Genomic DNA, 13173 nt, shown 5'->3' with positions numbered 1-13173 from the left:
CCCGCCCAAAGTGGCCATTTCGCAAGACGCAGCAGGCACATGCTTCAGTTCATCCGCAAATTCTCGGGCTCGTGGTTTTCCAAGATCCTGTTCGTCGTCCTGATCATCTGTTTCGGGATTTGGGGCGTCGGCCGGGTCGGCACCACGGTCAGTGATCAAGCTGTGGCACGGGTCGGCAGCACCGAAATCTCGCCCGAGGACGTGGACCGCGCCTTCAAGCAGCAGGTCAGCCGCCTGCGCCAGTCCATGGGGCCGGACCTCACCAACGACCAGGCCAAGCAGATGGGCCTGATGCGCAGCGCGCTGCAGGATGAGATCCAGCGCGCGCTGATCAAGGAGGCCACGCACGACTTCGGCCTGCGCGTCTCGGAAGAGGCCGCCGCCCAGAAGATCGCCGACATGCCGGTGTTCAAGGGCAAGACCGGGCAGTTCGATCCCATGATGATGCGGATGCTGCTGGCCCAGAACAACCTGACCGAAGAGCAGGTCGTCGCCGAGGTGCGCGAGGACATGGCCCGCACCGAGGTGACGGAGGCCCTGGCCGCCGGCGTGCAGGTGCCGGCCCAGATGGCCCGCGACATCGTGCGTTACCGGGGTGAGGAACGGGGGGCCGAGACCCTGTTCGTGGCCGACAAGTCCATGCCCGACCCGGGCACCCCGGACCAGAAGGCGCTGGAGGATTTCCATAAGGCCCAGGCCGTCCGCTACACCGCCCCGGAATACCGCGCCCTGACGGTGGCCACCCTGTCCACCGACGCCATCGCCAAGGCCGAGGATGTCAGCGACGACGATCTGAAGAAGGCGTACGAGGCCCGCACGGCCGAGTTCGTGAAGCCCGAACACCGCGACGTGGACCAGGTGCTGGTGGACAGCCAGGAGCAGGCGCAGAAGATCGCCAAGGCCGCCGCGGCCGGCAAGTCGCTGGCCGACGCCGCCAAGGAAGCCGGCGCCACCACCCTGCCCCTGGCCGGCGTGACCAAGGCAGAACTGCCGGCGGAACTGCAGGACGTGGCCTTCAGCCTGCCGCAGGGCAAGGTGTCGGACCCCGTGCACAGCGGCTTCGGCTGGCACGTCATCGCCATCACCAAGATCGTGCCCGGCAGCACCCAGACCCTGGATGAGGTCAAGGCCAAGCTGGTGGAACAGGTGAAGGCCGAGCGCGCCACCGACCAGCTGTACGACCTGTCCAACAAGATGGACGACGCCCTGTCGGGCGGCGCCTCGCTGGATGAGGCCGCCCAGAAGGCGGGTGCGGCGATCGTCAAGATCCCAGCGGTGGACAAGGAAGGCAAGGACCCGGCCGGCAAGCCGGTGACCACGGTGCCGGCCCTGGCCAAGGTGGTGCAGACCGCCTTCACCGTCGCCACCGGTGAGAACAGCAACATGATCGAGGGCGAGCGCAACAAGAGCTACTTCGCCGTGCGCGTCGACAGCATCCAGGCCCCGGCCGTGCGCCCGCTGGACCAGATCAAGGACCAGGTGGTCGCCGACTGGAAGGCGTCCAAGCGCAGCGAGGCCGCACAGGCCAAGGCCAAGGCCATTGTGGAGAAGCTGAAGGCCGGCACCCCGGCCGACCAGGTGGCAAAGGACATGGGCGCCGTCTACACGCGCCAGCCGCCGGTGGGCCGCACCCCGCCCAAGGATGTCGGCATGCCGGCCCAGCTGATCGACACCCTGTTCACCCTGAAGGTGGGTGAGGTCACCAGTGCGGCCGCCACCGACGGCCAGATGGTCGCGCGCCTGGCCGCCGTGGTGGCCATGCCCGAGCCGCTGATGAACCAGCAGACCACCATCGCCCAGAAGCAGCTGCGCGATGGTGTCGCCGGCGATCTCTACTTCCAGTTCATGGATGCCCTGCGCCAGCGCTATCGCATCACCGAGAACCGGACGCTGGTCCAGCGGCTGGAACAGACCCAGCCCTGATCCCGACAGCCCTCACGTGAAGGCGGCCCTGGCAACGGGGCCGCCTTCATCCGCCTTACGAACCATCCCAGGAGTTATCGCCCCGTGACCCCCTTCCCCGATGAGACGGCCTTCGGCACGGCGTATGCCGCGGGCCAGGCACAGGTCGTCTGGACTCGGCTGGTCAGCGATCTGGAAACGCCCGTCGCCGCCATGCTGAAGCTGGCGCAGGGACGGCCCCATTCCTTCCTGCTGGAATCCGTCACCGGCGGGTCCGTGCGCGGCCGCTATTCCCTGATCGGCCTGAAGCCCGACCTCATCTGGAAGACCAAGGGCGCCCACGCCTGGATCAACCGCAACGCCGCGGCCGATCCGGCGACGTTCGAACCGGTGGCATCCGCCCCGCTGAAGGCCCTGGCCGAGGTGCTGGAAGAAAGCCGCATCGACCTGCCGGCGGACCTGCCGCCCATGTCGGCCGGGCTGTTCGGCTATCTGGGTTACGACATGGTCCGGCAGATGGAAAAGCTGCCGGAGAAGCAACCAGGACGCGCTGGGGGTGGAGGACGCCGTCCTCATCCGCCCCACCCTCATGGCCATCTTCGACAGCATCGAGAACGTGGTCACCCTGGTGACGCCGGTGCGGCCCCAGGCCGGCGTGTCGGCGGACGATGCCTACCTGGCCGCCCGGGAGCGCCTGGCCGAGGCCGTGGCCGACCTGGACCGGCCGCTGGCCGTCAGCCATGACGCCCAGGCGGACGTGACGGCCCTGCCCGATCCGTCGTCCAACATCAGCCGCGCCGACTATCACGCCATGGTGGAGAAGGCGAAGGAGTACATCCGCGCCGGCGACATCTTCCAGGTGGTGCCCAGCCAGCGCTTCTCCGTCCCCTTCGCGCTGCCGCCCTTCGCCCTGTATCGGGCGCTGCGCCGCATCAACCCCTCGCCCTTCCTGTTCTTCCTGGATTTCGGCGACATCAGCGTCGTGGGCTCCAGCCCCGAGATCCTGGTGCGGCTGCGCGACGACACCGTCACCATCCGCCCCATCGCCGGCACCCGCCGCCGCGGCAAGACCCCGGCGGAGGACAAGGAGCTTGAGGCCGACCTGCTGGCCGACCCCAAGGAACTGTCCGAGCATCTGATGCTGCTGGACCTGGGCCGCAACGACGTGGGCCGGGTGGCCGAGGTCGGCACCGTCACGGTGACCGAGCGCTATACCATCGAGCATTACTCCCACGTGATGCACATCGTCTCCAACGTCGAGGGCAAGCTGGACAAGTCCCGCTTCGACGCCATCGACGCCCTGGTGGGCGGCTTCCCCGCCGGCACCGTCTCGGGCGCGCCCAAGGTGCGGGCGATGGAGATCATCGAGGAACTGGAGAGTGTGCGCCGCGGCATCTACGGCGGCTGCATCGGCTATTTCGCCGCCAACGGCACCATGGACACCTGCATCGCGCTACGCACCGCCGTCATCAAGGACGGCGTCATGCACGTCCAGGCCGGCGGCGGCGTGGTCGCCGACAGCGATCCGGAAGCCGAGTACCAGGAGACGGTGAACAAGGCCAAGGCCCTGTTCAAGGCCGCCGAGGAGGCCGTGCGCTACGCCCAGGAAAAGCGCTCGACGCGGAATATCTGAAGTCGGTTTGCAATCGATAAAAAAGGGCGGTCCGCTGGGGCCGCCCTTTTTCATTTCACGATGCCTCCAGCCCGGCGTTGCGCTGGACTACTTTGAGGTGTCGCCGTCACCGCTGGACATGGCTTCGACTCCTGGCAGCAGCGCTTCGAGATCGACGGCATCCGCCATCGCTCGGTTACCCTCATCGCCAGGGTGCAGATGGTCGCCGGAATCAAAGCGCGCGGCAATCTGGATCGGATGGGCGGAATCGCGCAAGGCCGCGTCGAAATCGATCACAGCGTCGAATATGCCGCTCCGGCGAATCCAATCGTTCACCCGCTGGCGCAGGGCATCCTTGTCGGGGTGGTAGTAGTTGTCCAGCGGCGTTCCGGGCAATGCGCCCTTGAAGGGCGTCAGCGTGGTGCCGATCACGCGCACGCCTCGCGCATGAGCCTGTTCCACCAGTTGCCGGTAGCCTGCCGTCAGCGCATCCAGCGTGGGGCGTGAGGCATTCGGCGCGAATGCAGTGCCCGGCCAGGAAATGTCGTTGATGCCCAGCATCACGATGACGCTTTGCACGCCAGGCTGGGTCAGCACGTCGCGCTCCAGTCGCGCCATCGCGTTGACACCCATGCCGTCGGACAGCAAGCGCGCGCCGGAGATGCCCGCATTGACGACAGCCACGCCGTGCGGGGCCAGCCGGGCAGCCAGGAAGTCCGGCCAGCGGCTGTCCTGGTCGAGGCTGGCGGTCGCGCCATCGGTGATGGAATCGCCCAGCACCACGACTGCCCGCGCGGCCTGTTCGGTTTCGACCTGGATTCCCGTCAGCAGCGGACGGGCCGTGGTGCTCTGTATCGCATCATCGGCTTTCGCCCATGCCACGCTCGACGTTTGGTCGCCGGGCGCGATCCAGCCCGTCTGGCGGCCGTCCCAATGGAAGGTGCGCACGGGTGTCGCATTCGGCAGATGGATGCTGATCGTGACCTGTGCAAGCGCCGGCACCGGCAAGGCCACGGGATCGCTGACCAGCGACGCACCAGGAAGAATCGTTGCCAGTTCCCGCCCGCCGAAGGTCACCGGCCGCAGGCTGTCAGTGGCGATCGCACCGTTTGCGGCCGGCCGTGCGAGGGTGGCCTTGCCCACAACGATGGGCTCGCGACCGTAGGTGTTGGACAATACGATGCGCAGGCGTTGCCCGCCCAGGCTGATGCGCGCCACCTGGCGCACAGTCTGGTCATGCAGTACCGGCGGGAGGTTGGTGGGAAACAGAAAATCCGATCCCCAGGTCGGTTGCGGGCTGGCCTGCCAAGTTGCCGCCCAAGCGGACGTGGCCGCCATCGCAGGTACGGCGGGCAAGGCTGCGCTTGCCGTAACCGCCAAGGTCAGCATGGCTGAAGCGGAAGCCCTGGAAAGGGACTTCATGGGTTTCCCCTTTAGTGAATTGAAGAACTGTTTGTTGGGGAATTATGAATTGGAGGATTGTGTTGGTGTAGACTGGCCGGCGGAACATCATTTGTGAGTTCATCTCATCAAGGGAATGGTCATGGCCCGCCTGGAAGTGAACCGATCCGGCGAACTGGAAGTGTTCGTGCGGGTCATCGAACTGGGGGGGTTCTCCGCCGCCGCCCGCGTTTGCGGCATGACGCCGTCGGCCGTCAGCAAGCTGGTCGCACGGCTGGAACAGCGCCTGGGTGCGCGGCTGGTAAATCGCTCCACCCGCCAGTTCCAACTCACAGCCGAAGGCTGTGCGTTCTACGAGCGTGGCGTGCGCATCTTGGCCGACCTGGCCGAAGCTGAACGTCGCGCCAGCGAACACACGGCGCCGCGTGGCCGCTTGCGCGTGAACGCCAACGTGCCGTTCGGTCATCACTTCCTGTTACCTCTGGTGCCCGAATTTCTGGAGCGCCATCCCGATGTGACCCTGGATATCGTGCTGACCGACGAAGTCGTCGACATCCTGGAGCAGCGCGCCGACGTGGCCGTGCGTGCCGGCCCTCTGAAAAGCTCGACCCTGGTGGCACGCAAGCTGGGGGCCACGCGCATGGTGATCGTTGGGGCGCCAAGCTACCTGGCACGTCATGGCACGCCCGCCACGCCGGAGGAATTGCTGGCACACAACCGCTTGGGTGCGAACTATGTGCGGGCGCAACCCGGCTGGCCGCTGCGTCATGCGGGCGACGATGTCGTGCTGCCAGTGACCGGCAACGCCCAAGCCAGTGACGGCGAGGCAGTGCACCGGCTGGCCCTGGCAGGACTTGGGCTGGTACGTCTGGCGGCTTTCCAGGTGCGTGACGACATTGCCGCGGGCCGCCTGCTGCCTGTGCTTGAAGACTGCAATCCGGGCGATGCTGAGGAAGTCCACGCTGTCTATGTCGGTCAAGGTGGCTACTTGCCGCTGCGTGTTCGGGCCTTCCTGGACTTTTTGGGCCGAACAGGTGAACATTGGACAAGGCCAGGTGGACACTTGAAATGGACGGTTGCGCAACAGCCCAATAATCTTCAAACGCCGGCAATTACTTATCGTTGCGGCAAAAAAAGCGACAGGGAGAAATCATAGCCCGCCGGCGTTCAGGTCGGCGTGAACTCCGATGGATTGCGCTGGAGCATCGCCTCGAAACGCTCAAACAACAGTTCATCCGTGAAGGTGGCGTAATAACGCCCGTCCAGCTTCTCTTCCCATGGCCCCAGGTCCTCCCCGGAATCCAGGGCGGCCTTCGCTTCATTGAAGAGGTCAACGGCATCACCGAGACCAAAATATTGATAGGCGGCCAAGGCATCCTCCACCTCATCAGGCTCATAGTGCTCAATGGCGTGGAAGACGCCGCCGTTCATGATCAGGCCGTGGAATTCCATCATGAGGTCCAGTGCCCAGTCCCCCGGCTTGAAAGAAGCCAATTCACTTTCGGCGGCGCGGAACCATATGGCGCGTGCCTTGCTCAACTCAGACATAGCCCCCTCCTCCCTGCTTCGTCGCCAAGTTGCCATTTTGGCAACAGTGGCGTCAAGGCGGCATGATCCGGCTTCACGGGTCAGGGCATCAAGCCGCTTGCCCCTGCGCCAACGCCGCCAACGCGCCCCGCAGCGGTTCCGCGAACACTGCATCAGCCGCAATGCCTGCGGCGTCCGCCGTGCTGCCCAGCAGGGGCACGTCGACGCAAGCGTCCTCCACTAGCACGGCGGACATGGTGGTCAGGATTTCGCGCAGGGCCGCCTGGGCATGGGCCGCGCGGGGACTGGCGTTGATCAGGGCGACGCGCTTGCCGGGGAACTCCACCCCGCTGACCAGCCAGTCCAGCGCGTTCTTCATCACGCCGGGCACGCCGTGGGCGTATTCCGGGCAGGCGATCAGCAGGGCGTCCGCCTCCTCCACCGCCGTGCGCAGGTCCTGGGCGATGGGCGGCACCGGACTGCCTTCCTGGCCGGTGTCGTCCAGGTCGGGGTTATAGTGCGGCAGGTTGCCCAGGCCGTCGTAGAGGCGGACCTCCACCCCCTCAGGCGCCAGCAGCTTCACGGCGCGCAGGGCGGCGGTGTTGGTGGAGCCGGCCCGCAGGCTGCCGGATATGGCCAGGATACGCATGGAATTCACACCAGGGCAGGGCGAAACAGGTCACCCGGTCCGATGACGCCCGGACGGGAGGCTGCCTTCCCCCCGACTCAGGCCGGACCGACGAAATCGAAACCCGCGTCCTCGACGGCGGTCCGGACCTGCTCCGCACCGGCGGGGCCCGTCACCGTGACCACGCCGGCACCCAGGTCCACCGCCACCTCGGCACCGGGACTGTTGGCCTGGATGGCCTTGGTCACCGACCGGGCGCAGCCCTGGCAGGTCATGCCGTCGACTCGATACGCGTTGCCCATGGTACGCTCCATTATTGGCAAAACAGTCGGTTTATCTGTGGTTAATGAACAGGTTTTAAGATTCGGACTCTTGGCGGGCCGCCGCCATGCGCCAGGTCACATGCGGCCATAAATCCTGGTGTCATGTCCCGCCCGGCGCCGGAGGCACCACAGCCGTCAGCGGCACCAGGGTGAAGCCCTTGGCCTGCAAGGTCGGCAGCCAGTGTTCCAGCGCCGTCAGGGTCACGTCGTGCGGGTGGCCGATGGCGATGGCCGTGCCGTGGCGGCGGGCCACCTCCTCCGTCCTTTCCAGCATGGCCTGCACCGCCTTGGGCGACTGGTCGTCGTCCAGGAAAACGTCGCGGCTGACGATGGGCAGGTGCAGGCGGGCGGCGATCTCCGGCCCCTTGGTGGTCGGGGCCGTGCGGCTGTCCAGGAACATCAGGCCGCGACGCTGCAGTTCCTCCAGCACGATGGCCAGCTTGCCCTCGTCCGAGGTGAAGCGGCTGCCCATGTGGTTGTTGATGCCGACATAACCGTCGAAGGCGGCCAGGTCGGCCGTCAGCCGCCGCTGTATCTCCTCATCGCTGAGCTTCGTGGTCAGGGCGCCGGGGCCGGGATCCGCGTTGCCCATGGGTTCCATCGGCACGTGCACGATCAGCTCATGACCCGCCGCCTTCGCGGCATGCGTCTGTTCCGCCAGGTCATGGGCATAGGGCAGCCAGGCGGTGGTGACCGGCCCCGGCAGGCGCACGGCGCGGGCGCTGCGCGGCCTGTCCAGGCCCAGATCGTCGATCACCAGCACGATGCGCGGGTGCGGCCCGGTGATGGGCGCCGGCAGGGCGTTGCGCCGCCAGGCGGCGGGGCCGGCCTTGTGCGGTTCCGCCGTAACCGGCGGCTCGGGCTTGGGTTCCACCTGCGCTGGCGGCAGAACCGGCACGGCGGGCGCCTCCGCCACCTGGGGGCTGGCGGCGGCATGCGCCGGCGGATGCGGGGCCGCACCCGGCGGGCGCGGGCCGGTGCCGGGCTTGGCCTCCGGCGCCACGGCGACGGCGGGATGGCGATGGTCCTTGCCGGCGAAATAGGCGCCGGCCAGCACCACGATGGCAGTCAGGCCAACGATGCCGGCCAGTTGGCCGCGGCTGAGCGTGACCTTGGCGGCCTTGCGCTTGCGCGCCGCCGGCCGGCGCTTGGCCGGGCGCGGCTTGGGCCGGCCTTGCGGCGGCGGCGGCGTGACACGGCCGGCCATCAGCGGGGACCTGGAATGCTGCCGGACGCGAAAACGGAAAGGCCCATACCCCGATCTTCCTTAGAATCAGCTGAGAACCAGTACTGCTACAGCGGGCGGCCGCCTGACAACCGGCTAGGGGATATATGCCCACGCTTGTGCCCCTATGCGCCAACCGCACGGGGCGGCCACCCCCATTACGGTTGCCCTGCCCGCGCGGCGCGGACTACTGTAAGCCACCGTTTGTTGTCCAATTAACGCCTTGACCGGGTCCCAGATCATGCTGCTGCTCATCGATAATTACGATAGCTTCACGTACAATCTCGTCCATTACATCGGCGAACTGGGCGCCGATGTCGCGGTCTGGCGTAACAACACCCTCACCGTGGCCGACGCCCTGGCGATGAAGCCCGAGGCCATCGTGCTGTCGCCCGGCCCCTGCGATCCCGACAAGGCCGGCATCTGCCTGCCCCTGATCGCCGCCGCCGCCGAGCAGCGCATCCCCCTGTTCGGCGTCTGCCTGGGCCACCAGGCCATCGGCCAGGCCTTCGGCGGCCGCGTCGTGCGGGCGCCCGTGCCCATGCACGGCAAGGTCAGCCAAGTGTACCATGAGGGCCGGGGCGTCATGGCCGGCCTGCCCACGCCGTTCAACGCCACCCGCTATCATTCCCTGATCGTGGAGCGTGAGACGCTGCCGGCGGAGCTGGAATCCGTGGCGTGGATCCAGGACGGCCGCGACGACGGCATGATCATGGCGCTGCGCCACCGCACCCTGCCCATCCACGGCGTCCAGTTCCATCCCGAGAGCATCGCGTCCGACCATGGCCACACGATCCTGGCGACCTTCCTGGATCTGGCCGGCGTGTCGCGCAGCCCCCGCGTGACCGGCGCCGCCGCATGACCGGCGACATCGGCGACATGAAGGCGCTGCTCGGCCGGGTGGCCGAGGGCAAGTCCCTGTCCGAAGACCAGGCCCTGGCCGCCTTCGACATCATCATGTCCGGCAATGCCACCCCGTCGCAGATGGGGGGCTTCCTGATGGCGCTGCGCGTGCGCGGCGAAACGGTGGATGAGATCGCGGGTGCCGTGCGTGCCCTGCGCGGGCGCGCGGCGCGCATCGACTGCCCCCCCGGCACCATCGACACCTGCGGCACCGGCGGCGACGCCAGCGGCACCTACAACATCTCCACCGCCGTGGCCTTCGTGCTGGCCGCCTGCGGCGTGCCGGTGGCCAAGCACGGCAACCGCGCGCTGTCGTCCAAGTCAGGCGCGGCCGACGTGCTGGGCCAGTTGGGCGTGAATGTGGAGGCGGAGCTTGAGGCCGTGCGCAACGCCCTGTGGCAGGAGGGGATCACCTTCCTGATGGCCACGCGCCACCACGGCGCCATGCGCAACGTCGGCCCGACGCGCGTGGAACTGGGCACCCGCACCATCTTCAACCTGACCGGCCCCCTGTCCAATCCGGCCGACGCCAAGCGCCAGCTGATGGGCGTGTTCGCCGAGCGCTGGGTGGAACCGCTGGCCCAGGTACTGAACCGCCTGGGCACGGACGTCGCCTGGGTGGTGAACGGCGAGGATGGGCTGGATGAAATCACCACCACCGGTGCCACCGCCGTCGCCGAACTGCGGCACGGGACCATCCGTCGTTTCACGGTGACGCCGGAGGATGCCGGCCTGCCCCGCGCCGATGCCGCCGCCTTGAAGGGCGGCGACGCGGTGGAGAACGCGCGTGCACTGCGCGCCGTGCTGGCGGGGGAACGCGGCGCCTACCGTGACATTGTTCTGATCAATGCCGCCGCCGCCTTGATCGTGGCCGACAAGGTCGCCACCCTGCCTGACGGCGTCGCCCAGGCGGCCCACGCCCTGGATGATGGCCGGGCCGCCGCCAAGCTGGCGGCCCTGGTCAGCCACTGCCCGCTGCCCCCGGCGGCGGATGTTAGCGAAGGAGCGCACCCATGACGGGCGCATATGAAGACGTCCTGGCCCGCATCTGCGCCGACAAGCGCGAGCATATCGCGGCGGCCAAGGCCGCCCGTTCCCTGGCCGAGGTGGAAAATGCCGCCCGTGACGCCAGCCCGACGCGGGGTTTCGCCCGCGCGCTGGCGGCCAAGGTGGATGCCGGCCTCTATGCCCTGATCGCGGAGATCAAGAAGGCCAGCCCCAGCAAGGGCCTGATCCGGGCGGATTTCGATCCGCCGGCCCTGGCCCGGGCCTATCAGGCCGGTGGTGCCGCCTGCCTGTCGGTGCTGACCGACGTGCCCTATTTCCAGGGGGCGGATGAATTCCTGGTGGCGGCGCGTGCTGCCTGCGACCTGCCGGTGCTGCGCAAGGACTTCATGCTGGACACCTATCAGGTGGCCGAGGCCCGCGCCCTGGGTGCGGACTGCATCCTGCTGATCATGGCGGCACTGGACGACGCCCAGGCGCTGGAACTGTACGATGCCGCGACCCACTGGGGCATGGATGTGCTGATCGAGGTGCACGACAGGGCGGAGATGGCGCGCGCCCTGGACCTGCCGGGGGGGCTGCTGGGCATCAACAACCGCAACCTGAAGACCCTGACCATCGACCTGGCCACCACCGAGTTGCTGGCCGGCATGGTGCCGCCGGGCCGCCACCTGGTGGCGGAAAGCGGCCTGTACCATCCGCAGGATCTGCTGCGCATGGAGATCGTGGGCGCCCGCCGTTTCCTGGTGGGCGAATCCCTGATGCGCCAGCAGGACGTTGCCGCCGCCACCCGCGCCCTGTTGGGCCTGGACACGGCGCAGGTGGCGTGAACGCCATGTCGGACAAGGCGGGCTTCACCCATTTCGACGCCGCCGGCCGGGCGGTGATGGTCGATGTCTCCGACAAGGCGGAGACGGAACGGGTGGCCACGGCGCGCGGCCTGGTGACCATGAAGCCGGAAACCCTGGCCCTGATCCAGGCCGGGCAGATGGGCAAGGGCGATGTCCTGGGGGTCGCCCGCCTGGCCGGCATCATGGCGGCCAAGCGCACGCCCGACCTGATCCCGCTGTGCCACCCCCTGGCGCTGACCAAGGTGACGGTGGACCTGATCTGCCTGCCCGACCGCGACGCGGTGGAGATCGAGGCCACGGCCAAGCTGAAGGGCCGCACCGGCGTGGAGATGGAGGCGCTGACCGCCGTCAGCGTGGCGGCCCTGACCCTCTATGACATGTGCAAGGCCGTGGACAAGGGCATGGTCATCGGTGACATCCGCCTGATCGCCAAGGATGGGGGCAAAAGCGGCCCCTACCGCGCCGAAACCACGTGAGGCCAACCTATCCATGATTCCCGTCAGCGAGGCCCTGGAGCGCATCCTGTCCCACTTCCAGCCCCTGGGCGGCGAGATGGTGGGCGTGGGGGAGGCCTTGGGCCGCGTGCTGGCGACCGACGTGGTGGCGCGGGTGACCCAGCCGCCGGCGGCCGTGTCGGCCATGGACGGCTGGGCGGTGCGCGGCGCCGATATCGCCGCCCTGCCCGCCACGCTGACCCGCATCGGTGAGGCGCCGGCCGGCCGGCCCTACGCCGGCACGGTCGGGCCCGGCCAGGCGGTGCGCCTGTTCACCGGCAGCGTCATGCCCGCGGGCGCCGACACCGTGGTGCTGCAGGAGGATTGCGACGATCTGGGCGGCGAGGTCCGCGTGCGCGAGGGCACGCCCGGCCGTTGGGTGCGGGCCGCCGGCCTGGACTTCACCGCCGGATCCGTCGGCCTGCGCGCCGGCCGCCGTCTGACCGTGCGCGACGTGGCCCTGGCCGCCGCCATGAACCACCCCTTCCTGACGGTGCGACGGCAGCCGCGCATCGCCATCCTGGCCACGGGCGATGAGGTGGTGATGCCGGGGGAACCGCTGGGCCCCGGCCAGATCGTCAGCAGCAACGGCCTGGCGCTGGCGGCCCTGGTGCGCCGGCACGGCGGCATCCCGGTCAACCTGGGCATCGCCCCCGACAATGCCGACGCCCTGGCCACGCTGAGCCAAGGTGCCGCCGGCACCGACCTGCTGGTCACCACCGGCGGCGCCTCCGTGGGGGAATACGACCTGGTGCGCAAGGTACTGGATGCCCAGGGCCTGGTTCTCGATTTCTGGAAGATCGCCATGCGGCCGGGCAAGCCGCTGATGTTCGGTCGCATGGGCGCCACGCCGGTGCTGGGCCTGCCAGGCAATCCTGTCTCCAGCCTGGTGTGCGCCACCTTGTTCCTGGTGCCGGTGCTGCGCCGCCTGCAAGGGCTGGAGCCGGCGGTGAGGCCCACGGCCCGCGCCGTGCTGGCAGCCCCCCTGCCGGCCAATGATCGGCGGCAGGACTACCTGCGCGCCACCCTGGCCCCCGGCGAAGGCGGCGGCCCGCCCCTGGCGGCCCCGTTCCGGCAGCAGGACAGTTCCATGCTGAGTCGCCTGGCGGCGGCGGATTGCCTGATCATCCGCGCGCCCCACGCCCCGGCCGCGGTGGCGGGCGATGGGGTGGACATCCTGCCGCTGGACGATATTTAGCCCCGCATCCCCCGAGGAACACCGCGAACGCCAAAAAAGCGTCATGGTCTGGTGGTTTTTCATCGCAGGTCCTTGACGCCGGCCGTGAACCAAAATAGAACATG

At 68.2% G+C, this 13173-nt stretch carries 12 protein-coding genes and 1 pseudogene; 8 read left to right on the top strand and 5 right to left on the bottom strand.

Annotation, left to right across the window (positions count from 1 at the left end):
• Nucleotides 1-39 precede the first annotated feature (39 nt).
• Both PW843_14240 and trpE read left to right on the top strand, forming a co-directional pair.
• The gene (locus tag PW843_14240; GenBank protein ID MDE1147757.1) at nucleotides 40-1923 is read left to right on the top strand and encodes a SurA N-terminal domain-containing protein; all 1884 of its coding nucleotides are present in this window, start codon (nucleotides 40-42) and stop codon (nucleotides 1921-1923) included.
• Nucleotides 1924-2007: 84 nt separating this feature from the next.
• Nucleotides 2008-3535: pseudogene (trpE, locus tag PW843_14235) on the top strand (anthranilate synthase component I).
• 87 nt (nucleotides 3536-3622) lie between these two features.
• Here the strand turns inward: trpE and PW843_14230 are convergent.
• Nucleotides 3623-4936 carry an SGNH/GDSL hydrolase family protein gene (locus PW843_14230; GenBank protein ID MDE1147756.1) on the bottom strand — a complete coding sequence of 438 codons (1314 nt, stop codon included), beginning with the start codon at nucleotides 4934-4936 and terminating at the stop codon, nucleotides 3623-3625.
• Between the two features lie 121 nt (nucleotides 4937-5057).
• Between PW843_14230 and PW843_14225 the strand changes: the two genes are divergently transcribed.
• Complete coding sequence (locus PW843_14225; GenBank protein MDE1147755.1) at nucleotides 5058-6071, top strand: LysR substrate-binding domain-containing protein; 1014 nt, start codon at nucleotides 5058-5060, stop codon at nucleotides 6069-6071.
• Nucleotides 6072-6082: 11 nt separating this feature from the next.
• Here the strand turns inward: PW843_14225 and PW843_14220 are convergent, their stop codons facing one another.
• The 4 genes from PW843_14220 to PW843_14205 form a co-directional block, all read right to left on the bottom strand.
• Nucleotides 6083-6463, bottom strand: a complete 381-nt coding sequence (locus PW843_14220; GenBank protein ID MDE1147754.1) for a hypothetical protein — start codon at nucleotides 6461-6463, stop codon at nucleotides 6083-6085.
• An 88-nt stretch (nucleotides 6464-6551) separates the two neighbouring features.
• A complete protein-coding gene (locus PW843_14215; protein ID MDE1147753.1) occupies nucleotides 6552-7091 on the bottom strand; it encodes an NAD(P)H-dependent oxidoreductase in 540 nt (179 codons plus the stop codon).
• A 77-nt stretch (nucleotides 7092-7168) separates the two neighbouring features.
• Nucleotides 7169-7372, bottom strand: a complete 204-nt coding sequence (locus PW843_14210) for a heavy-metal-associated domain-containing protein (GenBank protein ID MDE1147752.1) — start codon at nucleotides 7370-7372, stop codon at nucleotides 7169-7171.
• A 121-nt stretch (nucleotides 7373-7493) separates the two neighbouring features.
• On the bottom strand, nucleotides 7494-8600 hold the full coding sequence (locus PW843_14205; GenBank protein ID MDE1147751.1) for a divergent polysaccharide deacetylase family protein: 1107 nt from the start codon (nucleotides 8598-8600) through the stop codon (nucleotides 7494-7496).
• Nucleotides 8601-8859: 259 nt separating this feature from the next.
• On the opposite strand from PW843_14205, the gene PW843_14200 reads away from it, so the two are divergent.
• The 5 genes from PW843_14200 to PW843_14180 are packed head-to-tail and all read left to right on the top strand — an operon-like array spanning nucleotide 8860 to nucleotide 13069.
• Nucleotides 8860-9480, top strand: a complete 621-nt coding sequence (locus tag PW843_14200; GenBank protein MDE1147750.1) for an aminodeoxychorismate/anthranilate synthase component II — start codon at nucleotides 8860-8862, stop codon at nucleotides 9478-9480.
• Nucleotides 9477-10538, top strand: coding sequence for an anthranilate phosphoribosyltransferase (gene trpD / locus PW843_14195; protein ID MDE1147749.1), 1062 nt, complete (start codon nucleotides 9477-9479; stop codon nucleotides 10536-10538). The genes PW843_14200 and trpD overlap by 4 nt, the downstream gene beginning before the upstream one ends.
• On the top strand, nucleotides 10535-11356 hold the full coding sequence (gene trpC, locus PW843_14190) for an indole-3-glycerol phosphate synthase TrpC (protein MDE1147748.1): 822 nt from the start codon (nucleotides 10535-10537) through the stop codon (nucleotides 11354-11356). Before trpD ends, trpC begins: the two co-directional genes overlap by 4 nt.
• 5 nt (nucleotides 11357-11361) lie before the next feature.
• Complete coding sequence (gene moaC, locus PW843_14185; GenBank protein MDE1147747.1) at nucleotides 11362-11853, top strand: cyclic pyranopterin monophosphate synthase MoaC; 492 nt, start codon at nucleotides 11362-11364, stop codon at nucleotides 11851-11853.
• 13 nt (nucleotides 11854-11866) lie between these two features.
• Complete coding sequence (locus tag PW843_14180; GenBank protein MDE1147746.1) at nucleotides 11867-13069, top strand: molybdopterin molybdotransferase MoeA; 1203 nt, start codon at nucleotides 11867-11869, stop codon at nucleotides 13067-13069.
• Nucleotides 13070-13173 lie beyond the last annotated feature (104 nt).

Source organism: Azospirillaceae bacterium, assembly GCA_028283825.1.
In the GTDB taxonomy this organism is placed as follows: domain Bacteria; phylum Pseudomonadota; class Alphaproteobacteria; order Azospirillales; family Azospirillaceae; genus Nitrospirillum.
The sequence above is the reverse complement of the archived record's forward strand: the minus strand, read 5'-3'. Positions and strand labels throughout refer to the sequence as shown.

Bases quoted from the DNA above. Each gene is read 5' to 3' on its own strand.
- trpD (MDE1147749.1), top strand. From the start codon at position 9,477: ATGACCGGCGACATCGGCGACATGAAGGCGCTGCTCGGCCGGGTGGCC.
- PW843_14205 (MDE1147751.1), bottom strand. From the start codon at position 8,600: ATGGCCGGCCGTGTCACGCCGCCGCCGCCGCAAGGCCGGCCCAAGCCG.
- PW843_14240 (MDE1147757.1), top strand. From the start codon at position 40: ATGCTTCAGTTCATCCGCAAATTCTCGGGCTCGTGGTTTTCCAAGATC.
- PW843_14180 (MDE1147746.1), top strand. From the start codon at position 11,867: ATGATTCCCGTCAGCGAGGCCCTGGAGCGCATCCTGTCCCACTTCCAG.
- PW843_14230 (MDE1147756.1), bottom strand. From the start codon at position 4,936: ATGAAGTCCCTTTCCAGGGCTTCCGCTTCAGCCATGCTGACCTTGGCG.
- PW843_14225 (MDE1147755.1), top strand. From the start codon at position 5,058: ATGGCCCGCCTGGAAGTGAACCGATCCGGCGAACTGGAAGTGTTCGTG.
- PW843_14210 (MDE1147752.1), bottom strand. From the start codon at position 7,372: ATGGGCAACGCGTATCGAGTCGACGGCATGACCTGCCAGGGCTGCGCC.
- trpC (MDE1147748.1), top strand. From the start codon at position 10,535: ATGACGGGCGCATATGAAGACGTCCTGGCCCGCATCTGCGCCGACAAG.
- PW843_14220 (MDE1147754.1), bottom strand. From the start codon at position 6,463: ATGTCTGAGTTGAGCAAGGCACGCGCCATATGGTTCCGCGCCGCCGAA.
- moaC (MDE1147747.1), top strand. From the start codon at position 11,362: ATGTCGGACAAGGCGGGCTTCACCCATTTCGACGCCGCCGGCCGGGCG.
- PW843_14200 (MDE1147750.1), top strand. From the start codon at position 8,860: ATGCTGCTGCTCATCGATAATTACGATAGCTTCACGTACAATCTCGTC.
- PW843_14215 (MDE1147753.1), bottom strand. From the start codon at position 7,091: ATGCGTATCCTGGCCATATCCGGCAGCCTGCGGGCCGGCTCCACCAAC.